Raw genomic sequence first — 24,186 nt, 5'->3', positions numbered from 1 at the left:
GAAGCGATGAAAGCTTTGCTCGATCTATTCAAGCAAGTCCAACAACCTGAAGTTTTCGACGCGATCAAGATCGGTCTGGCCTCGCCGGACAAGATCCGTTCGTGGTCGTTCGGTGAAGTCAAGAAGCCGGAAACCATCAACTACCGCACGTTCAAGCCGGAGCGCGATGGTCTGTTCTGCGCGAAGATTTTCGGTCCGATCAAGGACTACGAATGCCTTTGCGGCAAGTACAAGCGCCTGAAGCACCGCGGCGTGATCTGCGAGAAGTGCGGCGTCGAAGTGACGCTCGCGAAGGTGCGTCGTGAGCGAATGGGCCACATTGAGCTGGCCTCGCCGGTCGCGCACATCTGGTTCCTGAAGTCGCTGCCGTCGCGTCTGGGCATGGTGCTCGACATGACGCTGCGCGACATCGAGCGCGTGCTGTACTTCGAAGCATACGTGGTGATCGATCCGGGCATGACGCCGCTCAAAGCGCGGCAGATCATGACCGAGGAGGATTACTACAACAAGGTCGAGGAATACGGCGACGAATTCCGTGCCGAGATGGGCGCGGAAGGTATTCGCGAACTGCTGCGCGCGATCAACATCGACGAGCAGGTCGAGCTGCTGCGCACGGAGCTCAAGAACACCGGCTCGGAAGCGAAGATCAAGAAGTACGCGAAGCGCCTGAAAGTGCTCGAGGCGTTCCAGCGTTCGGGCATCAAGCCGGACTGGATGGTCCTCGAAGTGCTACCGGTGCTGCCGCCGGAACTGCGTCCGCTCGTCCCGCTCGACGGCGGCCGTTTCGCGACGTCGGACCTGAACGACCTGTATCGCCGCGTGATCAACCGTAACAACCGGTTGAAGCGTTTGCTCGAGCTGAAGGCGCCTGAAATCATCGTCCGCAACGAAAAGCGGATGCTGCAGGAAGCCGTCGACTCGCTGCTCGACAACGGCCGTCGCGGCAAGGCGATGACCGGTGCGAACAAGCGTCCGCTGAAGTCGCTCGCGGACATGATCAAGGGTAAGGGCGGTCGCTTCCGTCAGAACCTGCTCGGTAAGCGCGTCGACTACTCGGGCCGTTCCGTGATCGTGGTCGGCCCGACGCTGAAGCTGCATCAGTGCGGTCTGCCGAAGCTGATGGCGCTCGAACTGTTCAAGCCGTTCATCTTCAACAAGCTCGAAGTGATGGGTGTCGCTACCACCATCAAGGCTGCGAAGAAGGAAGTCGAGAACCAGACACCGGTGGTGTGGGACATCCTCGAAGAGGTGATCCGCGAACATCCGGTCATGCTGAACCGTGCGCCGACGCTGCACCGTCTCGGCATCCAGGCTTTCGAGCCGGTGCTGATCGAAGGTAAGGCAATCCAGCTGCACCCGCTCGTTTGCGCGGCGTTCAACGCCGACTTCGACGGTGACCAGATGGCCGTTCACGTGCCGCTGTCGCTCGAAGCGCAGATGGAAGCGCGCACGCTGATGCTCGCGTCGAACAACGTACTGTTCCCGGCTAACGGCGATCCGTCGATCGTGCCGTCGCAGGATATCGTGCTCGGCCTGTACTACGCGACGCGTGAAGCGGTGAACGGCAAGGGCGAAGGTCTGACGTTCACGGGCGTGTCGGAAGTGCTGCGCGCGTACGAGAACAAGGAAGTCGAACTGGCCTCGCGCGTCAACGTGCGGATCACCGAAATGGTCCACAACGAAGACAAGTCGGAAGGCGCGCCAGCGTTCGTGCCGAAGATCACGCTGTATGCGACCACGGTTGGCCGCTCGATCCTGTCGGAAATCCTGCCGCCGGGTCTGCCGTTCTCGGTGCTCAACAAGCCGCTGAAGAAGAAGGAAATCTCGCGTCTGATCAACACCGCGTTCCGCAAGTGCGGTCTGCGTGAGACGGTGATTTTCGCCGACCAACTGATGCAGTCAGGCTTCCGTCTGGCAACGCGCGCTGGTATTTCGATCTGCGTCGACGACATGCTCGTACCGCCGCAGAAGGAAACCATCGTTGGCGACGCCGCGAAGAAGGTGAAGGAATACGACCGTCAGTACATGTCGGGTCTCGTCACTGCGCAGGAGCGCTACAACAACGTGGTCGACATCTGGTCGGCGACGTCGGAAGCGGTTGGCAAGGCAATGATGGAGCAGCTGTCGACGGAACCGGTCACGGACCGCGACGGCAACCAGACGCGTCAGGAGTCGTTCAACTCCATCTACATGATGGCGGACTCAGGCGCTCGTGGTTCCGCGGTTCAGATCCGTCAGCTGGCCGGTATGCGCGGTCTGATGGCGAAGCCGGACGGCTCGATCATCGAGACGCCGATTACGGCGAACTTCCGCGAAGGTCTGAACGTGTTGCAGTACTTCATCTCGACCCACGGTGCACGTAAGGGTCTGGCTGATACGGCACTGAAGACCGCGAACTCCGGTTACCTGACGCGTCGTCTCGTCGACGTGACGCAGGATCTGGTCGTCGTCGAGGAAGATTGCGGCACGTCGAACGGCGTGGCGATGAAGGCGCTCGTGGAAGGCGGTGAAGTGGTCGAAGCGCTGCGTGACCGTATCCTGGGTCGCGTGGCCGTGGCTGATATCGTCAACCCGGAATCGCAGGAAACGCTGTTCGAAGCGGGCACACTGCTCGATGAGGACGCGGTCGAAGACATCGAACGCCTCGGCATCGACGAAGTGCGCGTGCGCACGCCGCTGACCTGCGAAACGCGCTACGGTCTGTGCGCGGCCTGCTACGGTCGCGACCTCGGCCGCGGCTCGCTGGTGAACGTCGGCGAAGCGGTCGGCGTGATCGCGGCGCAGTCAATCGGTGAACCGGGCACGCAGCTCACGATGCGTACGTTCCACATCGGTGGCGCGGCGTCGCGTGCGGCGGTGGCATCGTCGGTCGAAGCGAAGTCGAACGGTACGGTGCGTTTCACGTCGACGATGCGTTACGTCACGAATGCGAAGGGCGAGCAGATCGTCATCTCGCGTTCGGGTGAAGCGATGATCACCGACGATCACGGCCGCGAGCGCGAGCGTCACAAGGTGCCGTACGGCGCCACGCTGCTGCAGCTCGACGGTGCGCAGATCAAGGCTGGCACGCAACTGGCCACGTGGGATCCGATGACGCGTCCGATCATCACCGAGTACGGTGGTACGGTGAAGTTCGAGAACGTCGAGGAAGGCGTGACGGTCGCGAAACAGATCGACGACGTGACGGGTCTGTCCACGCTCGTCGTGATCGACGTGAAGCGTCGTGGTTCGCAGGCGTCGAAGACGGTGCGTCCGCAGGTCAAGCTGCTCGATGCGAACGGCGAGGAAGTGAAGATCCCGAACACCGAGCACTCGGTGCAGATCGGCTTCCAGGTCGGCGCGCTGATCACCGTGAAGGACGGTCAGCAGGTGCAGGTCGGCGAAGTGCTCGCACGTATCCCGACCGAATCGCAGAAGACGCGTGACATTACCGGTGGTCTGCCGCGTGTGGCGGAACTGTTCGAAGCACGTTCGCCGAAGGACGCGGGTATCCTGGCGGAAGTCACGGGTACGACGTCGTTCGGTAAGGACACGAAGGGCAAGCAGCGTCTCGTTATCACGGACCTCGAGGGCAACCAGCACGAGTTCCTGATCGCGAAGGAAAAGCAGGTTCTGGTGCACGATGGTCAGGTCGTCAACAAGGGCGAAATGATCGTCGACGGACCGGCGGATCCGCACGACATCCTGCGTCTGCAGGGCGTCGAGGCGCTGTCGCGCTACATCGTGGACGAAGTGCAGGACGTGTACCGTCTGCAAGGCGTGAAGATCAACGACAAGCACATCGAAGTGATCGTGCGTCAGATGCTGCGCCGCGTGCAGATTTCGGACAATGGCGACACGCGTTTCATCCCGGGCGAACAGGTCGAGCGGTCGGACATGCTCGACGAGAACGACCGTATGATCGCGGAAGACAAGCGTCCGGCAACGTACGAAAACGTGCTGCTCGGTATCACGAAGGCGTCGCTGTCGACCGATTCGTTCATCTCCGCGGCGTCGTTCCAGGAAACGACCCGCGTGCTGACCGAAGCGGCGATCATGGGCAAGCGCGACGACCTGCGTGGCCTGAAGGAAAACGTGATCGTCGGCCGCCTGATACCGGCCGGTACGGGTCTCGCGTTCCACAAGGCGCGCAAGAGCAAGGAACTGGCCGACCGCGAGCGTTTCGATCAGATCGCAGCGGAAGAGTCGTTCGAATTCGGCACGCCGGAAACGCCGGCTGCCGAACAGCAACACTCGGGCGAGTAAGTGCTGGCGGCGCAAGCCGCCTTGCCTCACGAGCCACGAAGGCCGCTCAGTTTCGACTGAGCGGTTTTTTTTTGCTCTTTTTGCACGTGCATGGGTGCCACGTGCCGGAGCAGTCCTAGGCCCGATGGCTAACGTTGTCGCAAAGCGCGGGCGCGGCACGAATGCGTTGGTAAAATTCGTCTCACCGCCTGCGTGCCGCTCCCTTCGCCGTCTCTCTCAAATACATGTCCCGACCGCTCGAAATCCTCAATGAAGTCTTTGGTTATCCCGCGTTCAGAGGGCAGCAGGGCGAAATTGTCGAGCACGTCGCCGACGGTGGCGATTGCCTCGTGCTGATGCCGACGGGCGGCGGCAAATCGCTGTGCTATCAGATCCCGTCGCTGGTGCGGCGCGAATGCGGCTTTGGCACCGGCATCGTAGTGTCGCCACTGATCGCGCTGATGCAGGATCAGGTGGCCGCGCTGACCGAAGTCGGCGTGCGGGCCGCGTACCTGAACTCAACGTTGTCGAGCGCGGAGGCGGTGGCCACCGAGCGGGCGCTCCGCGACGGCGACATCGATCTGCTCTACGTCGCACCGGAGCGGCTGATGACGCCGCGCTTCCAGGAACTGCTCGAACGCACGCGCATCGGTCTTTTCGCGATCGACGAAGCGCACTGCGTGTCGCAATGGGGACACGATTTCCGGCCCGAATATATTCAGCTGTCGGTGCTGCACGAGCGCTTTCCGAATGTCCCGCGCATCGCGCTGACGGCGACCGCCGACGCGATCACGCGCGACGAAATCATCCACCGTCTCGCGCTCGACGATGCGCGCGTGTTCGTGTCGAGTTTCGATCGGCCGAACATCCGCTATCGCATCGCCGAAAAAGACAACGCGCGCACGCAACTGCTCGACTTCATCCGCGCCGAGCATACGAAAGCCGACGGTACGACCGACGCGGGCGTCGTTTATTGCTTGTCGCGCCGCAAGGTCGAGGAAACCGCGGAGTGGCTGAAGGAAAAGGGCATGCGCGCGCTGCCGTACCACGCCGGCATGGAGTTCGAGGTGCGCCAGAAACATCAGGAGATGTTCCAGCGCGAGGAAGGCATCGTGATGTGCGCGACGATTGCGTTCGGCATGGGCATCGACAAACCCGACGTGCGGTTCGTCGCGCATCTGGATTTGCCCAAGAGCGTGGAAGGGTACTACCAGGAGACCGGCCGCGCGGGCCGCGACGGACTGCCGTCGAACGCGTGGATGGCCTACGGGCTCGGCGACGTCGTGCAGCAGCGCAAGATGATCGACGAATCCGAAGCAGACGACGCGCACAAACGCGTCCAGACCGGCAAGCTCGACGCGCTGCTCGGTTTGTGCGAAACGGCGACTTGCCGGCGGGTGCGCCTGCTCGCGTACTTCGGCGAAACGAGCCAGCCGTGCGGCAACTGCGACAACTGCCTTGAGCCGCCGCCGACCTGGGATGCAACGCGCGAGGCTCAGATGGCGCTGTCGTGCGTGTTTCGCGCGCAGCGTGCGAGCGGCTTTCATTTCGGAGCCGGACACCTGATAGATATTTTGTGTGGCAACCGCAGCGACAAAATCCTGCAGCGCGGCCACGAGAAGCTGACCACGTTCGGTATCGGCGCGGCGCTCGGTGAGCCGGAGTGGCGTGCGATCTTCCGCCAACTCGTCGCATTCGGTTACCTGACGGTCGACCACGAGGGCTTCGGTTCGCTCGTGCTGACGGAGGCGAGCAAGCCGGTGCTCAAGGGCGAGCAGAAGGTGACGATGCGCCGCTACGTCAAGCCGACACGCACGCGTCAATCGTCGGGTCGTACGAGCGAGCGCGCGGATCCGACCATCGGCATGGGCCCTCGCGAGCGGGCCCGCTGGGAGCGTCTACGCATGTGGCGCACAGAAACCGCAAAGAGCGACGGAGTGCCGGCTTATGTGATTTTCCATGACGCGACGCTCGCGGAAATCGCCCGTCTCGGCCCCGATTCGATCGACGATCTGCGCGGGATTCCGGGCATGGGGGCGCGTAAACTGGACCGTTTCGGCTACGAATTGCTGCACGTCGTAGCGGCAGACTGACGTCGTCTGGCTGTTTAGCCGGATTGACAGGGGCGAAACACCGCAACCTGTTGACTCTCTGAGTATTTTCGGAATATTATATTAGGTTCCGGTTCTTGGAATGCCTACGCGCAACTTCAGTTCGTGCGTGAGCGGGCCAGCCGGAAGTTCGATGCGCGGGCGTTTCCGCTTTGCCCGGAAACCGATGCGTCGATTTTGTTCAATTTCAGGAATAATCAATGCCAACCATCAATCAACTGGTTCGCAAAGGCCGCACGTCGGAAACGACGAAGAGCAAGAGCCCGGCTTTGCAGGACTGCCCCCAGCGTCGCGGCGTGTGCACCCGTGTGTACACCACGACGCCGAAGAAGCCGAACTCGGCACTCCGTAAGGTCGCCAAGGTTCGTCTGACGAACGGCTTCGAAGTCATTTCGTACATCGGTGGTGAAGGCCACAACCTGCAGGAACACTCGGTCGTGCTGATTCGCGGCGGCCGTGTGAAGGACTTGCCGGGTGTGCGTTACCACATGGTTCGCGGCTCGCTGGATACCCAGGGCGTCAAGGATCGTAAGCAGGCTCGCTCGAAGTACGGTGCGAAGCGTGCCAAGGCTGGCAAGTAATTAGCCGGTCGATCGTAGTTTCAGGTCGCCTGCAAAGGCGGTAATAGCGATGGTGCCGGAATCGCCGGTGCTATCGAGTAAGTGGTCACCCGACCAAGGCTGGTTAGTCTTGCGGATGAATCGGGTTAGTTGGTGGCCGCGGGGCTGTAAACAGCTCCAACTGAAAAGTAAAGGAAGAAACATGCCGCGTCGTCGCGAAGTCCCCAAGCGGGAAGTGTTGCCGGATCCGAAGTTTGGCAACGTTGATGTAGCAAAATTCATGAACGTGCTGATGCTCTCCGGCAAGAAGTCGGTTGCCGAGCGTATCGTGTACGGCGCTTTCGAACAGATCCAGACCAAGGGTGGCAAGGACCCGCTGGAAGTGTTCACGGTGGCGCTCAACAACGTCAAGCCGGTGGTCGAAGTGAAGAGCCGCCGCGTTGGTGGTGCGAACTATCAGGTCCCGGTCGAAGTGCGCCCGTCGCGTCGTATGGCATTGGCGATGCGTTGGCTGCGTGAAGCCGCGAAGAAGCGCAGCGAGAAGTCGATGGCCCTGCGTCTGGCAGGTGAGCTCTCCGAAGCGGCCGAAGGCCGTGGCGGCGCGATGAAGAAGCGCGACGAAGTTCACCGGATGGCAGAAGCCAACAAGGCGTTCTCGCACTTCCGTTTCTAAGCTTCCCGACCCCGGGTTTAGCGGAAAACGGAAAGAAATTCCGGGCGGGTGCGCTTCAAAGGCGCCTCGCCCGTTTGTGTTACAGCGCGATGGGCATCTCTCGCATCGCGTCATCCCAATAGAGGATCAAAGTGGCTCGCAAGACTCCTATCGAGCGCTACCGTAACATCGGTATTAGCGCTCACATCGACGCCGGCAAAACGACGACGACCGAGCGCATTCTGTTCTACACGGGCGTGAACCACAAGATTGGTGAAGTTCACGACGGTGCTGCCACCATGGACTGGATGGAGCAGGAACAGGAGCGCGGCATCACGATTACTTCCGCTGCTACCACGGCATTCTGGAAGGGCATGGCGGGCGACCGCGCCGAACACCGCATCAACATCATCGACACCCCGGGTCACGTCGACTTCACGATTGAAGTCGAGCGCTCGATGCGCGTGCTCGACGGCGCGTGCATGGTGTACTGCGCTGTGGGCGGCGTGCAGCCCCAGTCGGAAACCGTGTGGCGTCAGGCTAACAAGTACAAGGTTCCCCGTCTTGCGTTCATCAACAAGATGGACCGTACCGGCGCGAACTTCTTCAAGGTCTACGACCAGCTCAAGCTGCGTCTGAAGGCGAACCCGGTTCCGGTCGTCGTGCCTATCGGCGCGGAAGAGAACTTCACAGGCGTCGTCGATCTGATGAAGATGAAGGCGATCATTTGGGACGACGCGTCCCAAGGCACCAAGTTCTCGTACGAAGACATCCCGGCAGAGCTCGTCGACACATGCAACGAATGGCGTGAAAAGATGGTCGAAGCCGCGGCTGAAGCGAACGAAGACATGATGAACAAGTACCTCGAGTCGGGAGAGCTGACCGAAGAGGAAATCATCAAGGGTCTGCGCGACCGTACGATCGCTTGCGAAATCCAGCCGATGCTGTGCGGCACCGCGTTCAAGAACAAGGGTGTGCAGCGCATGCTGGACGCCGTGCTCGACTTCCTGCCGTCGCCGATCGACATCCCGCCGGTTACCGGCGAGCTGGAAAACGGTGAAAAGGGTGAGCGCCGCGCTGCTGACGACGAAAAATTTTCGGCACTGGCATTCAAGATCATGACCGACCCGTTCGTCGGCCAACTGATCTTCTTCCGTGTGTACTCTGGCGTTGTGAATTCGGGCGACACCCTGCTGAACGCGACCAAGGACAAGAAGGAACGTCTGGGCCGTATTCTGCAGATGCACGCGAACCAGCGCGAAGAAATCAAGGAAGTGCGCGCAGGCGACATCGCTGCTGCGGTCGGCCTGAAGGACGCGACCACGGGAGACACGCTGTGCGATCCGACGAGCCCGATCGTGCTCGAGCGCATGGTTTTCCCGGAACCCGTGATTTCGCAGGCTGTTGAGCCGAAGACCAAGCCGGACCAGGAAAAGATGGGTCTGGCTCTGAACCGTCTGGCGCAGGAAGATCCGTCGTTCCGAGTTCAAACGGACGAAGAATCGGGTCAAACCATTATTTCGGGCATGGGCGAGCTCCACTTGGAAATTCTGGTCGACCGGATGAAGCGTGAGTTCGGCGTTGAAGCAACGGTTGGCAAGCCGCAGGTGGCTTACCGCGAAACGATTCGCGGCAAGGCGGAAGACGTTGACGGCAAGTTCGTCAAGCAGTCGGGTGGTCGCGGCCAGTACGGTCACGCGGTCATCACGCTCGAGCCGAACGAGCAAGGCAAGGGCTACGAGTTCCTGGACGAGATCAAGGGCGGTGTGATTCCGCGTGAATACATCCCGGCAGTCGACAAGGGTATCCAGGAAACGCTGAAGGCCGGCGTGCTGGCGGGCTTCCCGGTCGTGGACGTGAAGGTTCACCTGACGTTCGGTTCCTACCACGACGTCGACTCGAACGAAAACGCGTTCCGCATGGCCGGTTCGATGGCGTTCAAGGAAGCGATGCGCAAGGCACAGCCGGTCATCCTCGAACCGATGATGGCTGTCGAAGTCGAAACGCCAGAAGACTACATGGGCAACGTGATGGGCGACCTCTCTGGCCGTCGCGGTATTGTTCAGGGCATGGATGACATGGTTGGCGGCGGTAAGATCGTTCGCGCCGAAGTGCCGCTGTCGGAAATGTTCGGCTACTCGACGTCGCTGCGTTCGCTGACGCAAGGCCGTGCAACGTACACGATGGAGTTCAAGCACTACGCTGAAGCTCCGCGTAACGTGTCGGAAGCGATCATCAACGCGAAGTCGAAGTAATTGCGTGGCAAAGTCATTCAACGATTAACTTTCTGAAAGAAGAGAAACATGGCTAAAGGTAAATTCGAACGGACCAAGCCGCACGTGAACGTGGGCACGATCGGTCACGTTGACCACGGCAAGACCACGCTGACGGCAGCGATCACGACGGTCCTGACGCAGAAGTTTGGCGGCGAAGCGAAGGCGTACGACCAGATCGACGCGGCGCCGGAAGAAAAGGCGCGTGGCATTACCATCAACACCGCGCACGTCGAGTACGAAACGGCTAACCGCCACTACGCACACGTCGACTGCCCGGGCCACGCAGACTACGTGAAGAACATGATCACGGGCGCGGCGCAGATGGACGGCGCAATCCTGGTGTGCTCGGCTGCCGACGGCCCGATGCCGCAAACGCGTGAGCACATCCTGCTGGCGCGTCAGGTTGGCGTTCCGTACATCATCGTGTTCCTGAACAAGTGCGACATGGTGGACGACGCCGAGCTGCTGGAACTCGTCGAGATGGAAGTTCGCGAACTTCTGTCGAAGTACGACTTCCCGGGCGACGACACGCCAATCATCAAGGGTTCGGCCAAGCTGGCGCTGGAAGGCGACAAGGGCGAGCTGGGCGAGGTAGCGATCATGAACCTGGCCGATGCGCTGGACACGTACATCCCGACGCCGGAGCGCGCGGTTGACGGTGCGTTCCTGATGCCGGTGGAAGACGTGTTCTCGATCTCGGGTCGCGGCACGGTGGTGACGGGTCGCGTCGAGCGCGGCGTGATCAAGGTTGGCGAGGAAATCGAGATCGTCGGTATCCGCGCAACGGCCAAGACGACCTGCACGGGCGTGGAAATGTTCCGCAAGCTGCTCGACCAGGGTCAGGCAGGCGACAACGTTGGTATCCTGCTGCGCGGCACGAAGCGTGAAGACGTGGAGCGTGGTCAGGTTCTGGCCAAGCCGGGTTCGATCAACCCGCACACGCACTTCACGGCTGAAGTGTACGTGCTGAGCAAGGACGAAGGCGGCCGTCACACGCCGTTCTTCAACAACTACCGTCCGCAGTTCTACTTCCGTACGACGGACGTGACGGGCTCGATCGAGCTGCCGAAGGACAAGGAAATGGTGATGCCGGGCGACAACGTGTCGATCACGGTGAAACTGATCAACCCGATCGCGATGGAAGAAGGTCTGCGCTTCGCAATTCGCGAAGGCGGCCGTACGGTCGGCGCTGGTGTCGTCGCCAAGATCATCGAGTAAAATCGACGATTGCTGTAGCAGTCTGTAGCGCCTGGGCTCGGGCACTCGCTCTGCGCGAGCGTCCGAGCCTACGTTCTTTTTCTAATCGGCGATGCAATATCGCCTCGCTCTTTTCAAGGAATTTGTCATGCAGAACCAGAAAATCCGCATTCGCCTGAAGGCTTTCGACTATCGCCTGATCGACCAATCGGCAGCTGAAATCGTCGATACGGCAAAGCGGACTGGCGCGATTGTTCGTGGTCCCGTACCCTTGCCGACCCGCATTCAACGCTTTGACATCCTGCGTTCGCCGCACGTCAACAAGACGTCGCGTGACCAGCTCGAAATCCGCACCCACCAGCGCCTAATGGACATCGTTGACCCGACGGACAAGACCGTCGACGCGCTCATGAAGCTGGATCTCCCGGCTGGCGTGGACGTTGAAATCAAGCTGCAGTAAGGCTTCCAGCCCTTGCCCGGCCACCTAGGCAACGCTAAGTCATTGATTGCTTGCGGAAAACGAAAAGGCTCGCTATACTATTGAGCTTTTCGCGCATTTGCGTAAAAAAGTCGGCGTCCTGCAGCATGGTTTCATGCCCGAGGCGGTGCCGGCATTTTGTAAATTAGCCCCGACCAATCGCAGTCGGGAATGGAGAAAACGATGAGCCTTGGACTCGTAGGTCGCAAGGTTGGCATGACCCGTATCTTCACGGCTGAAGGGGATTCGATTCCCGTCACCGTGCTGGACGTGTCCGACAACCGCGTGACGCAGATCAAGACTGTTGAAACCGACGGCTACACGGCCGTGCAGGTTGCCTTCGGTACGCGCCGTGCATCCCGCGTGACGAAGCCGTTGGCGGGCCATCTTGCCAAAGCCGGTGTTCAAGCCGGTGAAATCCTCAAAGAATTCCAGATCGATGCCGCTAAGGCTGCCGAACTGTCGAGCGGCGCCGTGGTTGGTCCCGAGCTGTTCGAAGTGGGTCAGAAGGTCGACGTGCAAGGTGTGTCGATCGGTAAAGGCTACGCCGGGACCATCAAGCGTTATAACTTCTCGTCTGGCCGTGCATCCCACGGTAACTCGCGCTCGCACAATGTGCCGGGCTCGATCGGTATGGCGCAGGATCCGGGTCGTGTTTTCCCGGGTAAGCGCATGACCGGTCACATGGGTGATGAGAAGGTAACGGTGCAAAACCTCGAAATCGCTCGTATCGACGCTGACCGCAAGCTGCTGTTGGTCAAGGGCGCCGTTCCGGGTGCGAAGGGTGGCAAGGTATTCGTTACGCCGGCCGTGAAGACGCGTGCCGTGAAAGGAGCGAAATAATGGAACTTAAGCTCCTGAATGCCAATGGTCAGGAAAGTGCAGGCGTTAGCGCGTCGGACGTCGTGTTCGGCCGTGACTACAACGAAGCCCTGATTCACCAGGTGGTGGTGGCGTACCAGGCGAATGCCCGTAGCGGCAACCGCGCGCAGAAGGATCGTGAGCAGGTCAAACACACGACCAAGAAGCCGTGGCGCCAGAAGGGTACGGGCCGCGCCCGTGCCGGTATGTCGTCGAGCCCGCTGTGGCGCGGCGGTGGCCGTATTTTCCCGAATTCGCCGGAAGAAAACTTTTCGCACAAGGTCAACAAGAAGATGCATCGTGCAGGTCTCTGCTCGATCTTCTCGCAGCTGGCCCGCGAAGGCCGCATCTCGGTGGTCGACGAGTTGACGCTCGAAGCGCCGAAGACGAAGCTGCTGGCCGAAAAATTCAAGGCGATGGGTCTCGATTCCGTGCTCGTGATTACCGACACGGTTGACGAAAACCTGTACCTCGCGTCGCGCAACCTCGCCCACGTGGCGGTTGTGGAGCCGCGTTACGCCGACCCGCTGTCGCTGATCTACTTCAAGAAGATCCTGATCACGAAGGCTGCGGTCGCCCAGATCGAGGAGTTGCTGTCATGAGCGAGATTCGCAAGAACGATCATCGTTTGATGCAGGTCCTGCTCGCGCCGGTGGTCTCCGAAAAGGCGACGCTGGTGGCCGACAAGAACGAGCAGGTTGTGTTCGAAGTCGCGCCGGATGCCACGAAGCAGGAAGTGAAAGCTGCAGTCGAACTGCTGTTCAAGGTGGAAGTCGACTCCGTCAACGTGCTGGTCGCGAAGGGCAAAGCCAAGCGCTTTGGTCGCTTCATGGGCAAGCGCAAGGACGTGAAGAAGGCGTACGTCTGCCTGAAGCCGGGCCAGGAAATCAACTTTGAAGCGGAGGCCAAGTAATCATGGCAATCGTGAAAGTTAAGCCGACTTCGCCGGGTCGCCGCGCGATGGTCAAGGTGGTCAACAAGGAACTGCACAAGGGCAAGCCGTTCGCAGCGCTGCTCGACACGCAGTCGTCGACCGCCGGCCGTAACAACAACGGTCACATCACCACGCGTCACAAGGGTGGTGGTCACAAGCATCACTATCGTGTCGTCGACTTCCGTCGCACGAAGGATGGTATTCCCGCAAAGGTCGAGCGTCTCGAGTACGACCCGAACCGTAGCGCGAACATCGCGCTGGTTCTGTACGCAGACGGCGAGCGCCGCTACATCATCGCTCCGAAGGGTATTGCCGTCGGTCAACAGCTGATGTCGGGTTCGGAGGCGCCGATCCGCGCAGGTAACACGCTGCCGATCCGCAACATCCCGGTCGGTACGACGATTCACTGCATCGAAATGCTGCCGGGCAAGGGCGCGCAAATGGCGCGTTCGGCGGGTACGTCGGCGATGCTGCTGGCTCGCGAAGGCATCTACGCGCAGGTTCGTCTGCGTTCGGGCGAAATCCGCCGCGTTCACGTTGAATGCCGCGCAACGATCGGTGAAGTAGGCAACGAAGAGCATAGCCTCCGTCAAATCGGTAAGGCTGGTGCGAACCGCTGGCGCGGTATCCGCCCGACGGTGCGTGGCGTTGCAATGAACCCGGTCGACCACCCGCACGGTGGTGGCGAGGGCAAGACTGCGGCAGGCCGCGATCCGGTGAGCCCGTGGGGCACGCCGACGAAGGGCTATCGCACCCGCAGCAACAAGCGCACGACGAGCATGATCGTCCAGCGCCGTCACAAGCGTTAAGGAGTAGGCAATGGCACGTTCTATTAAGAAAGGTCCGTTCTGCGACGCCCATTTGCTGAAGAAGGTTGAGGCGGCTGCAGCATCGCGTGACAAGAAACCGATCAAGACCTGGTCGCGTCGCTCGACGATCCTGCCGGACTTCATCGGCCTGACGATCGCCGTTCACAACGGCCGTCAACACGTTCCGGTGTATGTCACGGAAAACATGGTCGGCCACAAGCTTGGCGAGTTCGCACTGACCCGTACGTTCAAGGGACACGCGGCCGACAAGAAGGCCAAGAAATAAGGGGCAATCAAGATGGAAGTGAAAGCAATTCATCGCGGTGCCCGCATCTCGGCGCAGAAAACGCGCCTTGTGGCTGACCAGATCCGCGGTTTGCCGGTCGACAAGGCGCTGAACGTTCTGACGTTCTCGCCGAAGAAGGCTGCGGGGATCGTGAAAAAGGTCGTGCTGTCGGCGATCGCGAATGCGGAGCACAACGAAGGCGCCGATATCGACGAGCTCAAGATCAAGAGCATCTACGTCGACAAGGCAGCATCGCTGAAGCGTTTCACCGCGCGCGCTAAAGGCCGCGGTAACCGCATCGAGAAGCAATCCTGTCACATCACTGTGACGGTCGGGAATTAAGGGGTCATACGATGGGACAGAAAATTCATCCGACTGGCTTCCGTTTGGCCGTCAGCCGCAACTGGGCTTCGCGTTGGTACGCGAACAACAACAATTTCGCGGCGATGTTGCAGGAAGACATCGGTGTTCGTGAATACCTGAAGAAGAAGCTGAAGAACGCGTCCGTCGGCCGCGTTGTGATCGAGCGTCCTGCAAAGAACGCGCGTATCACGATTTTCAGCTCGCGTCCGGGTGTCGTGATCGGCAAGAAGGGTGAAGACATCGAACTGCTGAAGTCCGAGCTGCAAAAGCGCATGGGCGTTCCGGTTCACGTCAACATCGAAGAAATCCGCAAGCCGGAAACGGACGCGCAACTGATCGCTGATTCGATCACGCAACAGCTCGAGCGCCGGATCATGTTCCGCCGCGCGATGAAGCGTGCGATGCAGAACGCGATGCGTCTGGGTGCTCAAGGCATCAAGATCATGAGCGCTGGCCGTCTGAACGGTATCGAAATCGCCCGTACGGAATGGTATCGCGAAGGTCGGGTGCCGCTTCATACGCTGCGTGCGGATATCGACTACGCAACGTCGGAAGCAAAGACGACGTACGGCATCATCGGCGTGAAGGTGTGGGTCTACAAGGGCGACACGCTCGGCCGCAACGATGCGCCGGTGGTCGAAGAAGTCGCCGAAGAAAAGCGTCCGCGCCGCAACGCACGTCCGGGTGGCGATCGCCGTCCGCGTCGTGATGGTGAAGGTGGTGGCCCGGCAGGTGCACGCCGTGGCGCTCCCCGTCGTGCTGGCGGTGCCGGCGGCGACGGGAAGACTGGAGAATAACGATGCTGCAACCGAAACGCAGAAAGTATCGCAAAGAGCAGAAAGGTCGTAACACCGGCGTTGCTACCCGCGGCAACGCGGTGTCGTTCGGTGAGTTCGGCCTGAAGGCTGTCGGTCGTGGCCGTCTGACCGCGCGCCAGATTGAAGCGGCGCGTCGTGCAATGACGCGTCACATCAAGCGCGGTGGCCGCATCTGGATCCGGATATTCCCGGACAAGCCGATCTCGACCAAGCCAGCGGAAGTGCGTATGGGTAACGGTAAGGGTAACCCGGAGTACTACGTCGCTGAGATTCAACCGGGCAAGATGCTGTACGAAATGGACGGCGTAACCGAAGAACTGGCGCGCGAAGCGTTCCGTCTGGCTGCAGCGAAGCTGCCGCTGAAGACGACGTTTATCGTGCGTCAGCTCGGCGCCTAAGGAGCAAATGATGAAGGCTTCCGAACTTCACCAGAAAGATCAGGCCGCGCTCAACAAGGAGCTGTCGGACCTGTTGAAGGCGCAATTCGGCCTGCGCATGCAACTCGCGACCCAGCAGCTCACGAACACGAGCCAGCTGAAGAAGGTCCGTCGCGACATCGCACGTGTGCGGACCGTCCTGACTGAGAAGGCGAACCAGAAATGAACGATAGCGTAAAAACCTCGCTTAAGCGGACGCTGGTCGGCAAGGTCGTCAGCAACAAGATGGACAAGACGGTTACCGTGCTGGTCGAGCACCGCGTGAAGCACCCGATCTACGGCAAGTACGTCGTGCGGTCGAAGAAGTACCACGCGCATGACGACGCGAACACGTACAACGAGGGCGACCTCGTTGAAATCCAGGAAACTCGTCCGATTTCGAAGACGAAGGCTTGGGTTGTGGCTCGCTTGGTCGAGGCTGCTCGTGTCATCTAATGTCGCAAAGCCGTAGAAGTAGTTGAAATCGCAGTAAGTTTCGCTTGCAAGACCGAGATTATTTGATATAATTTCGGTCTTCCCTCTTTGGGAGCCCCGTCGCGGGCGAAGTTGGTGGGGGAAGCGGTTCGGGCGCCAGCCCAGACCGAAGGATTCACCGGATTGCGATGGCGGGTTTCGTTTGCCGTCGCTGCTGTTCTAACCCAAGCAGCCGATCGGCTGACGGGACCAAGACTGACCGGGAAGCGCCATGGTGGTGTGACCGGATTAAGTTGGGAAAGATAAACCATGATCCAGACCGAAACTCGGCTTGAAGTGGCCGACAACACGGGTGCACGTGAAGTCATGTGCATCAAGGTGCTCGGCGGCTCGAAGCGTCGTTATGCCAGCATTGGCGACATCATCAAGGTGACTGTCAAAGAGGCAACGCCGCGCGGGCGCGTGAAGAAAGGCGAAATCTACAACGCCGTGGTGGTTCGCACCGCCAAGGGCGTGCGCCGTCAGGACGGCTCGCTGATCAAGTTCGACGGCAACGCGGCTGTGTTGCTCAACACCAAGCTCGAACCGATCGGTACCCGTATTTTTGGGCCTGTCACGCGCGAGTTGCGTAGCGAACGATTCATGAAGATCGTTTCGCTGGCGCCTGAAGTGCTGTAAGGAGTCGCGATGAACAAGATTCGCAAGGGTGACGAAGTTATCGTCATCACCGGCAAAGATAAGGGCAAGCGTGGCGTAGTGCTGGCCGTTCACGGCGAGACCGTGACTGTCGAGGGCATCAACCTCGTCAAGAAGCACGTCAAGCCGAACCCGATGAAGGGTACGACGGGCGGCGTGGAAGCCAAGACGATGCCGCTGCAAATTTCGAACGTCGCATTGGTGGACGCGAATGGCAAGCCATCGCGTGTAGGCATCAAGGTCGAAGGGGACAAGAAGGTCCGTTTCCTGAAGACGACCGGTGCCGTACTGAGCGCCTGACGCTGCGGAGTAAAAAATGGCTCGTTTGCAAGAGTTTTACAAAGAGAAGGTTGTACCCGGCCTCATCGAGAAGTTCGGTTACAAGTCCGTGATGGAAGTGCCGCGCATCACCAAGATCACCCTGAACATGGGCCTTGGCGAAGCCGTCGCTGACAAGAAGATCATCGAAAACGCCGTTGGCGATCTGACGAAGATCGCGGGCCAGAAGCCCGTGATCACGAAGGCGCGCAAGGCAATCGCTGGCTTCAAGATCCGTCAGGGTTATCCGATCGGTTCAATGGTCACGCTGCGTGGCCAGGCAATGTACGAATTCCTGGACCGTTTCGTGACGGTTGCGCTCCCCCGTGTGCGCGACTTCCGTGGCGTGTCGGGCAAGGCGTTCGATGGTCGCGGCAACTACAACATCGGTGTGAAAGAGCAGATCATTTTCCCCGAAATCGACTACGACAAGATCGACGCACTGCGTGGGCTGAACATCAGCATCACGACGACTGCGAAGACTGACGACGAAGCAAAGGCTCTGCTCGCCAGCTTCAAGTTCCCGTTCAGAAACTGAGGTTACCGTGGCTAAACTGGCACTGATCGAACGTGAAAAGAAGCGTGCTCGCCTCGCCGCCAAGTACGCTCCGAAGCGTGCAGCATTGAAGGCAATCATTGGCGATACGAGCAAGTCGGAAGAAGAGCATTACGCAGCACGCCTGGAACTGCAGCAACTGCCGCGAAACTCTAACCCCACCCGTAAGCGCAACCGTTGCGCAATTACTGGTCGTCCGCGCGGCACGTTCCGTAAATTCGGGCTGGCGCGTAACAAGATTCGCGAAATCGCGTTCCGCGGCGAGATCCCTGGCCTGACCAAGGCGAGCTGGTAATAGGAGAAACATAAATGAGCATGAGTGATCCTATCGCCGATATGCTGACTCGCATCCGCAATGCGCAGATGGTCGAGAAGGTTTCGGTGACTATGCCCTCGTCGAAAGTCAAGGTTGCGATTGCGCAGGTCCTGAAGGACGAAGGTTATATCGACGATTTCGCAGTGAAGTCCGAAGGTGCGAAGTCGGAATTGAACATCGTGTTGAAGTATTACGCTGGCCGTCCGGTCATCGAGCGCATTGAACGCGTCTCGAAGCCTGGTCTGCGTGTGTACCGCGGCCGTAACGACATCCCCGTGGTCATGAATGGCCTGGGCGTGGCAATCGTGTCGACGCCGAAGGGCGTGATGACGGACCGCAAGGCACGTGCAACGGGCGTTGGCGGCGAAGTCATCTGCTATGTCGCTTAAGGCCGAAAGGAGAGAAACATGTCTCGAGTAGGTAAGAGCCCAATCGCGCTGCAAGGCGCGGAAGTGGCCCTGAGCGCCGACAGCATTACTGTCAAGGGTCCGCTGGGTACGATTTCGCAGGCTGCCAACAGCCTCGTGAAGGTAGTGAACGACAGCGGCACGCTGAAGTTCGAGCCGGTCGATGAGAGCCGCGAGGCGAATGCGATGTCGGGCACGATGCGCGCGCTGGTTGCGAACATGGTGCACGGCGTGACGAAGGGTTTCGAGCGCAAGCTGACGCTGGTTGGCGTCGGTTATCGCGCACAAGCGCAAGGCGACAAGCTGAACCTGTCGCTGGGTTTCTCGCACCCGGTGGTGCACCAGATGCCGGCTGGCGTCAAGGCAGAAACCCCGTCGCAAACCGAAATCGTGATCAAGGGGATCAACAAGCAACAAGTCGGTCAAGTCGCTGCAGAAGTGCGCGGCTACCGTCCGCCGGAGCCCTACAAGGGCAAGGGCGTGCGTTACGCCGATGAGGTTGTGATCCTCAAAGAAACGAAGAAGAAGTAAGGGTGCGCAATCATGGATAAGACTCAATCTCGCCTGCGCCGCGCTCGTCAGACGCGTATCAAGATCGCTGAGCTGCAGGTCGCGCGTCTCGCCGTGCATCGCACGAACACGCACATCTATGCGCAAGTGTTCTCGCCGTGCGGCACCAAGGTGCTAGCTAGCGCGTCGACGCTCGAAGCCGAAGTGCGTGCGCAACTGGCCGATCAATCGGGACAGGGCGGCAACGTTGCTGCTGCAACCCTGATCGGCAAGCGCATTGCAGAAAAGGCTAAGGCTGCCGGCATCGAATCCGTCGCCTTCGACCGTTCGGGTTTCCGTTACCACGGCCGCGTGAAAGCGCTGGCTGACGCGGCGCGCGAAGCCGGACTCAAGTTCTAAGGGAAGAATTCGTCATGGCAAAGATGCAAGCTAAAGTTCAGGCTGACGAACGCGACGACGGCCTTCGTGAAAAAATGATCGCGGTTAACCGCGTGACCAAGGTCGTGAAGGGTGGCCGTATTCTCGGCTTCGCTGCACTGACCGTAGTTGGCGACGGTGATGGCCGCGTCGGTATGGGCAAGGGCAAGGCGAAGGAAGTGCCGGTCGCTGTCCAGAAGGCGATGGAACAGGCTCGCCGCAACATGTTCAAGGTGCCGTTGAAGAACGGTACCTTGCAACACGAAGTGCACGGTAAGCACGGCGCATCGACGGTCCTCCTCGCTCCGGCGAAGGACGGTACCGGCGTGATCGCGGGCGGACCGATGCGCGCCGTGTTCGACGTGATGGGTGTGCAGAACGTTGTGGCCAAGAGCCACGGGTCGACGAACCCGTACAACCTCGTTCGTGCGACGCTCGATGGTCTGCGCAAGCAGTCCACGCCGGCCGACATCGCTGCGAAGCGTGGCAAGTCCGTCGAAGAAATTCTGGGCTAAAGGTGGACACCATGTCTGATAAAACTGTCAAGGTCCAGCTCGTCAAGAGCTTGATCGGCACCCGTGAATCGCACCGTGCAACGGTGCGTGGGTTGGGCCTGCGCCGACTCAACTCGGTTAGCGAGTTGCAGGATACGCCGGCTGTGCGCGGCATGATCAACAAGGTTTCGTACCTCGTTAAGGTCATCAGCTAAGCGGCTGACCAGGACTCAAGGAGTTGATAATGGAATTGAATAACCTGAAGCCGGCCGAAGGTGCGAAGCACGCAAAGCGCCGCGTTGGTCGCGGCATCGGCTCCGGCCTCGGCAAGACCGCTGGCCGTGGTCACAAGGGTCAGAAGTCGCGTTCGGGCGGCTTTCACAAGGTTGGCTTCGAAGGCGGTCAAATGCCGCTGCAACGTCGCCTGCCGAAGCGTGGCTTCACCTCGCTGACGAAGGAGTTCGTCGGTGAGGTACGTCTCTCGGATCTGGAGAAGCTGCCAGTCGACGAAATCGATCTGCTGGCTCTCAAGCAAGCCGGCCTGGTCGGCGAGCTGATCCGTAGCGCCAAGATCATCGCAACGGGCGAGCTCAAGCGCAAGGTCGTTGTGAAGGGTCTGGGTGCGACGAAGAGCGCACGCGCTGCTATCGAGGCAGCCGGTGGCTCTTTTGCCGAGTAACGCGCAAGTTAATTGCCGTCACTAGCACTTGCATCGGAGAAGGTACTTGGCTAACAGCCCGAGTCTCGCAAAACCCGGTCGCGGCGCGGCGAAGTTTGGCGATCTGCGCCGGCGAGCAGTGTTCCTGCTGCTGGCGCTAGTCGTCTACCGTATCGGCGCGCATATTCCGGTGCCGGGTATCGACCCGGACCAACTGGCGAAACTGTTCCAAAGCCAGTCGGGCGGCATCCTTGGCATGTTTAACATGTTCTCGGGTGGCGCACTTTCGCGGTTCACAATTTTCGCGCTGGGGATCATGCCGTACATTTCGGCGTCGATCATCATGCAGTTGCTGGCGATTGTTTCGCCGCAGCTCGAAGCGCTGAAAAAGGAAGGGCAGGCAGGTCAGCGAAAGATTACGCAGTACACGCGGGTCTTCACGGTTGTGCTGGCGACGTTCCAGGCGTTCGGTATTGCTGTCGCGCTGGAAAATCAGCCGGGCCTCGTGATCGATCCGGGGATGGTTTTCCGCTTGACGACGGTCGTGACGCTGGTGACGGGCACGATGTTCCTGATGTGGCTGGGTGAGCAGATCACGGAGCGCGGGCTTGGCAACGGTATCTCGATCATCATATTCGGCGGTATTGCGGCGGGTTTCCCGAACGCAATCGGTGGTCTCTTTGAACTGGTGCGAACCGGCTCGATGAGCATCATCTCGGCCATCATCGTCGTCGCGCTGATTGCTGCTGTGACCTATCTGGTGGTGTTCATCGAACGCGGCCAGCGCAAGATACTTGTGAATTATGCGAAGCGGCAGGTGGGCAACAAGATTTACGGCGGCCAGTCTTCGCATTTGCCGCTGAAGCTGAATATGTCGGGCGTGATTCCGCCGATCTTCGCATCGTCGATCATTCTCTTCCCGGCAACTATCCTGAACTGGTTCAGTTCGGGTTCGCGTACCAGCTGGTTCGCAGACACGTTGCACAACGTGGCCGAAGCCCTGAAGCCCGGTCAACCCGTGTACGTGTTGCTGTACGCGTTGGCGATCGTCTTCTTCTGCTTCTTCTACACCGCACTGGTGTTTAACAGCAGGGAAACGGCCGACAACCTGAAAAAGAGCGGCGCTTTCGTCCCTGGCATCCGCCCGGGCGATCAGACGGCGCGATATATCGACCGCATCCTAACGCGTCTGACGCTGGCCGGTGCGATCTACATCGTGTTCGTTTGCCTGCTGCCCGAATTTCTGGTGCTGCGCTGGAACGTGCCGTTTTATTTTGGTGGAACGTCGCTGCTGATCATTGTCGTCGTCACAATGGATTTCATGGCGCAGGTGCAGTCGTACGTTATGTCGCAACAGTATGAATCGCTGCTGAAGAAGGCTAATTTCAAAGGCGGCGGCGTCCCGATGCGTTGAAAGGACTTATGGCCAAAGACGATGTTATCCAGATGCAGGGCGAAGTAATCGAGAACCTGCCTAACGCTACCTTCAGGGTGAAGCTGGAAAACGGCCATGTCGTGTTGGGACACATATCCGGCAAAATGCGGATGCACTACATCCGGATCTTGCCGGGCGACAAGGTGACGGTTGAATTGACGCCTTACGATCTGTCGCGTGCGCGGATCGTGTTCCGGGCGAAGTGATTTGAAAAAAGGGTAATATCATGAAAGTGATGGCATCGGTTAAGCGCATTTGCCGCAATTGCAAGATCATCAAGCGCAAAGGCGTTGTGCGCGTGATTTGCAGCTCTGATCCGCGCCACAAACAGCGTCAAGGCTGAACGCCGCGCTTTTGCTTGCGCTTTTTGTTTGAGGAAAAACAATGGCTCGTATCGCAGGGGTTAACATCCCGAATCACCAGCATACTGAAATCGGCCTGACGGCTATTTACGGTATCGGTCGCACGCGCTCGCGCGACATTTGCGTCGCTGCTGGTGTGGCATTTTCGAAGAAGGTCAAAGACCTGACTGACGCAGACCTCGAAAAGCTGCGTGAAGAAGTCGGCAAGTTCATCGTTGAAGGCGATCTGCGCCGTGAAACGACGATGAACATCAAGCGCCTGATGGATCTCGGCTGCTATCGTGGCGTGCGGCATCGTAAGGGTCTTCCCCTGCGCGGCCAGCGTACGCGTACGAATGCCCGTACGCGCAAGGGTCCGCGTCGTGCAGCGCAATCGCTGAAGAAGTAAGCGGAACTGATAGTTACAGGAAAACGTAATGGCTAAGGCTTCGAACAACTCCGCGGCGCAACGCGTTCGCAAGAAGGTCAAGAAGAACGTCGCCGAGGGCGTGGTTCACGTTCACGCGTCGTTCAACAACACCATCATCACGATCACCGACCGTCAAGGCAACGCGCTTGCTTGGGCAACGTCGGGCGGTCAGGGCTTCAAAGGTTCGCGTAAGTCGACCCCGTTTGCAGCTCAGGTCGCAGCTGAATCAGCTGGCCGCGTGGCGATGGAATACGGCGTGAAGAACCTCGAAGTGCGGATCAAGGGCCCCGGTCCTGGCCGTGAATCGGCGGTGCGCGCGCTGCATGGTCTTGGCATCAAGATCACCGCGATCTCCGACGTGACGCCGGTCCCGCACAACGGCTGCCGTCCGCCGAAGCGTCGTCGTATCTAAGACGCTGGTATTGCGAGCGCCTGTTGCCGCCTTGCGCGGTGGCGGGCTGCGCGCGTTATTGAATTGACTAAGCCCACCGTTCGACTCAAAGGGTTCGGACTAGCGCGAGTGGAAGCATTCGCGTGATAAATCACAGAAGGAATCAACGTGGCACGTTATATCGGCCCCAAGGCCAAGCTGTCCCGCCGTGAAGGCACTGACCTCTTCCTGAAGAGCGCGCGCCGTTCGCTCGCTGACAAGTGCAAGCTTGACAGCAAGCCCGGCCAGCACGGCCGTACCTCGGGCGCACGTACGTCCGACTATGGTACTCAGCTGCGCGAGAAGCAAAAAGTAAAGCGTATCTACGGTGTCCTCGAGCGCCAGTTCCGTCGCTACTTCGCTGAAGCAGACCGCCTGAAGGGCAACACGGGTGAGAACCTGCTGCAACTGCTCGAATCGCGTCTGGACAACGTCGTGTATCGCATGGGCTTTGGCTCGACGCGCGCTGAAGCACGTCAGCTCGTTGGCCACAAGGCAATCACGGTGAACGGCGTCGTGACGAACATCCCGTCGATGCAAGTGAAGGCTGGGGACATCGTCGCCGTGCGCGAACAGAAGCGCAAGCAGGCTCGCATCATTGAGGCGCTGTCGCTCGCTGAGCAAGGCGGCATGCCGAGCTGGGTCGCGGTCGACGGGAAGAAGTTCGAAGGTACCTTCAAGCAGAAGCCGGAACGCAGCGACATCGCTGGCGACATCAACGAAAGCCTGATCGTCGAATTGTATTCGCGGTAATCGGA

General features: G+C 59.7%; 33 protein-coding genes. All 33 read left to right on the top strand.

What is annotated here, in order from left to right; genetic code table 11:
• Positions 1 to 6 precede the first annotated feature (6 nt).
• The gene (gene rpoC, locus OKW41_RS39415; protein WP_018420145.1) at positions 7 to 4,245 is read left to right on the top strand and encodes a DNA-directed RNA polymerase subunit beta'; all 4,239 of its coding nucleotides are present in this window, start codon (positions 7 to 9) and stop codon (positions 4,243 to 4,245) included.
• Between the two features lie 224 nt (positions 4,246 to 4,469).
• Entirely contained in the window at positions 4,470 to 6,317 is a 1,848-nt protein-coding gene (recQ, locus tag OKW41_RS39410; protein WP_429575830.1) for a DNA helicase RecQ, read from the top strand.
• 218 nt (positions 6,318 to 6,535) lie between these two features.
• Positions 6,536 to 6,916 (top strand): 30S ribosomal protein S12, encoded by a 381-nt coding sequence (gene rpsL / locus OKW41_RS39405; RefSeq protein WP_006053290.1) that lies wholly within the window; start codon positions 6,536 to 6,538, stop codon positions 6,914 to 6,916.
• A 181-nt stretch (positions 6,917 to 7,097) separates the two neighbouring features.
• Complete coding sequence (gene rpsG, locus OKW41_RS39400) at positions 7,098 to 7,568, top strand: 30S ribosomal protein S7 (protein WP_006053291.1); 471 nt, start codon at positions 7,098 to 7,100, stop codon at positions 7,566 to 7,568.
• A 131-nt stretch (positions 7,569 to 7,699) separates the two neighbouring features.
• Positions 7,700 to 9,802, top strand: coding sequence for an elongation factor G (gene fusA, locus OKW41_RS39395; protein WP_090802169.1), 2,103 nt, complete (start codon positions 7,700 to 7,702; stop codon positions 9,800 to 9,802).
• A 48-nt stretch (positions 9,803 to 9,850) separates the two neighbouring features.
• Positions 9,851 to 11,041, top strand: coding sequence for an elongation factor Tu (gene tuf, locus OKW41_RS39390; RefSeq protein ID WP_129958904.1), 1,191 nt, complete (start codon positions 9,851 to 9,853; stop codon positions 11,039 to 11,041).
• A gap of 127 nt (positions 11,042 to 11,168) precedes the next feature.
• Positions 11,169 to 11,480, top strand: a complete 312-nt coding sequence (gene rpsJ / locus OKW41_RS39385) for a 30S ribosomal protein S10 (protein WP_006998489.1) — start codon at positions 11,169 to 11,171, stop codon at positions 11,478 to 11,480.
• Between the two features lie 201 nt (positions 11,481 to 11,681).
• Entirely contained in the window at positions 11,682 to 12,341 is a 660-nt protein-coding gene (rplC, locus tag OKW41_RS39380) for a 50S ribosomal protein L3 (protein ID WP_090805499.1), read from the top strand.
• Positions 12,341 to 12,961: a 50S ribosomal protein L4 gene (gene rplD, locus OKW41_RS39375; protein WP_090802165.1), complete on the top strand. Its 621-nt coding sequence runs from the start codon at positions 12,341 to 12,343 to the stop codon at positions 12,959 to 12,961. The genes rplC and rplD overlap by 1 nt, the downstream gene beginning before the upstream one ends.
• Positions 12,958 to 13,272 carry a 50S ribosomal protein L23 gene (gene rplW / locus OKW41_RS39370; RefSeq protein WP_008923345.1) on the top strand — a complete coding sequence of 105 codons (315 nt, stop codon included), beginning with the start codon at positions 12,958 to 12,960 and terminating at the stop codon, positions 13,270 to 13,272. Before rplD ends, rplW begins: the two co-directional genes overlap by 4 nt.
• Positions 13,273 to 13,274: 2 nt before the next feature.
• On the top strand, positions 13,275 to 14,102 hold the full coding sequence (gene rplB, locus OKW41_RS39365; protein ID WP_184065465.1) for a 50S ribosomal protein L2: 828 nt from the start codon (positions 13,275 to 13,277) through the stop codon (positions 14,100 to 14,102).
• 10 nt (positions 14,103 to 14,112) lie between these two features.
• Positions 14,113 to 14,388 (top strand): 30S ribosomal protein S19, encoded by a 276-nt coding sequence (gene rpsS / locus OKW41_RS39360; protein WP_006998484.1) that lies wholly within the window; start codon positions 14,113 to 14,115, stop codon positions 14,386 to 14,388.
• 12 nt (positions 14,389 to 14,400) lie between these two features.
• Positions 14,401 to 14,730 (top strand): 50S ribosomal protein L22, encoded by a 330-nt coding sequence (gene rplV / locus OKW41_RS39355; RefSeq protein WP_004199272.1) that lies wholly within the window; start codon positions 14,401 to 14,403, stop codon positions 14,728 to 14,730.
• Positions 14,731 to 14,741: 11 nt separating this feature from the next.
• Entirely contained in the window at positions 14,742 to 15,548 is an 807-nt protein-coding gene (rpsC, locus tag OKW41_RS39350) for a 30S ribosomal protein S3 (protein WP_012434570.1), read from the top strand.
• A 2-nt stretch (positions 15,549 to 15,550) separates the two neighbouring features.
• Positions 15,551 to 15,967, top strand: a complete 417-nt coding sequence (gene rplP / locus OKW41_RS39345; protein ID WP_008923342.1) for a 50S ribosomal protein L16 — start codon at positions 15,551 to 15,553, stop codon at positions 15,965 to 15,967.
• A 10-nt stretch (positions 15,968 to 15,977) separates the two neighbouring features.
• Positions 15,978 to 16,172: a 50S ribosomal protein L29 gene (gene rpmC, locus OKW41_RS39340; protein WP_007180130.1), complete on the top strand. Its 195-nt coding sequence runs from the start codon at positions 15,978 to 15,980 to the stop codon at positions 16,170 to 16,172.
• Positions 16,169 to 16,441: a 30S ribosomal protein S17 gene (gene rpsQ / locus OKW41_RS39335; protein ID WP_007180129.1), complete on the top strand. Its 273-nt coding sequence runs from the start codon at positions 16,169 to 16,171 to the stop codon at positions 16,439 to 16,441. The genes rpmC and rpsQ overlap by 4 nt, the downstream gene beginning before the upstream one ends.
• Before the next feature lie 288 nt (positions 16,442 to 16,729).
• On the top strand, positions 16,730 to 17,098 hold the full coding sequence (rplN, locus tag OKW41_RS39330; RefSeq protein WP_006998478.1) for a 50S ribosomal protein L14: 369 nt from the start codon (positions 16,730 to 16,732) through the stop codon (positions 17,096 to 17,098).
• A 9-nt stretch (positions 17,099 to 17,107) separates the two neighbouring features.
• Positions 17,108 to 17,416 (top strand): 50S ribosomal protein L24, encoded by a 309-nt coding sequence (gene rplX / locus OKW41_RS39325; protein WP_008923340.1) that lies wholly within the window; start codon positions 17,108 to 17,110, stop codon positions 17,414 to 17,416.
• A gap of 16 nt (positions 17,417 to 17,432) precedes the next feature.
• On the top strand, positions 17,433 to 17,972 hold the full coding sequence (gene rplE / locus OKW41_RS39320) for a 50S ribosomal protein L5 (protein WP_429452022.1): 540 nt from the start codon (positions 17,433 to 17,435) through the stop codon (positions 17,970 to 17,972).
• A gap of 7 nt (positions 17,973 to 17,979) precedes the next feature.
• Entirely contained in the window at positions 17,980 to 18,285 is a 306-nt protein-coding gene (gene rpsN / locus OKW41_RS39315) for a 30S ribosomal protein S14 (RefSeq protein ID WP_090802162.1), read from the top strand.
• 14 nt (positions 18,286 to 18,299) lie between these two features.
• A complete protein-coding gene (gene rpsH / locus OKW41_RS39310; protein ID WP_006052216.1) occupies positions 18,300 to 18,695 on the top strand; it encodes a 30S ribosomal protein S8 in 396 nt (131 codons plus the stop codon).
• Between the two features lie 18 nt (positions 18,696 to 18,713).
• A complete protein-coding gene (rplF, locus tag OKW41_RS39305) occupies positions 18,714 to 19,244 on the top strand; it encodes a 50S ribosomal protein L6 (RefSeq protein ID WP_018420154.1) in 531 nt (176 codons plus the stop codon).
• A 12-nt stretch (positions 19,245 to 19,256) separates the two neighbouring features.
• Positions 19,257 to 19,622, top strand: coding sequence for a 50S ribosomal protein L18 (rplR, locus tag OKW41_RS39300; RefSeq protein WP_429575829.1), 366 nt, complete (start codon positions 19,257 to 19,259; stop codon positions 19,620 to 19,622).
• A 14-nt stretch (positions 19,623 to 19,636) separates the two neighbouring features.
• On the top strand, positions 19,637 to 20,155 hold the full coding sequence (rpsE, locus tag OKW41_RS39295; protein ID WP_075303262.1) for a 30S ribosomal protein S5: 519 nt from the start codon (positions 19,637 to 19,639) through the stop codon (positions 20,153 to 20,155).
• 11 nt (positions 20,156 to 20,166) lie between these two features.
• Positions 20,167 to 20,349 carry a 50S ribosomal protein L30 gene (gene rpmD / locus OKW41_RS39290; RefSeq protein WP_008923335.1) on the top strand — a complete coding sequence of 61 codons (183 nt, stop codon included), beginning with the start codon at positions 20,167 to 20,169 and terminating at the stop codon, positions 20,347 to 20,349.
• Between the two features lie 29 nt (positions 20,350 to 20,378).
• Complete coding sequence (rplO, locus tag OKW41_RS39285) at positions 20,379 to 20,813, top strand: 50S ribosomal protein L15 (RefSeq protein ID WP_018420156.1); 435 nt, start codon at positions 20,379 to 20,381, stop codon at positions 20,811 to 20,813.
• A 46-nt stretch (positions 20,814 to 20,859) separates the two neighbouring features.
• Positions 20,860 to 22,206, top strand: coding sequence for a preprotein translocase subunit SecY (secY, locus tag OKW41_RS39280; protein ID WP_429452018.1), 1,347 nt, complete (start codon positions 20,860 to 20,862; stop codon positions 22,204 to 22,206).
• A gap of 8 nt (positions 22,207 to 22,214) precedes the next feature.
• Positions 22,215 to 22,433 (top strand): translation initiation factor IF-1, encoded by a 219-nt coding sequence (infA, locus tag OKW41_RS39275; RefSeq protein WP_004521905.1) that lies wholly within the window; start codon positions 22,215 to 22,217, stop codon positions 22,431 to 22,433.
• A gap of 20 nt (positions 22,434 to 22,453) precedes the next feature.
• Positions 22,454 to 22,570, top strand: a complete 117-nt coding sequence (rpmJ, locus tag OKW41_RS39270) for a 50S ribosomal protein L36 (RefSeq protein ID WP_004199844.1) — start codon at positions 22,454 to 22,456, stop codon at positions 22,568 to 22,570.
• Between the two features lie 41 nt (positions 22,571 to 22,611).
• Complete coding sequence (gene rpsM / locus OKW41_RS39265) at positions 22,612 to 22,977, top strand: 30S ribosomal protein S13 (protein ID WP_008923332.1); 366 nt, start codon at positions 22,612 to 22,614, stop codon at positions 22,975 to 22,977.
• A gap of 28 nt (positions 22,978 to 23,005) precedes the next feature.
• Entirely contained in the window at positions 23,006 to 23,410 is a 405-nt protein-coding gene (gene rpsK, locus OKW41_RS39260; RefSeq protein WP_006052224.1) for a 30S ribosomal protein S11, read from the top strand.
• 147 nt (positions 23,411 to 23,557) lie between these two features.
• Complete coding sequence (rpsD, locus tag OKW41_RS39255; protein ID WP_429452016.1) at positions 23,558 to 24,181, top strand: 30S ribosomal protein S4; 624 nt, start codon at positions 23,558 to 23,560, stop codon at positions 24,179 to 24,181.
• Positions 24,182 to 24,186 lie beyond the last annotated feature (5 nt).

Origin of the sequence: Paraburkholderia sp. UCT70, assembly GCF_050434085.1 — a bacterium.
Classification (GTDB): Bacteria; Pseudomonadota; Gammaproteobacteria; order Burkholderiales; family Burkholderiaceae; genus Paraburkholderia; species Paraburkholderia tuberum.
Note: the sequence above shows the minus strand (reverse complement) of the source record. Positions and strands in the feature narration are given on the sequence as shown.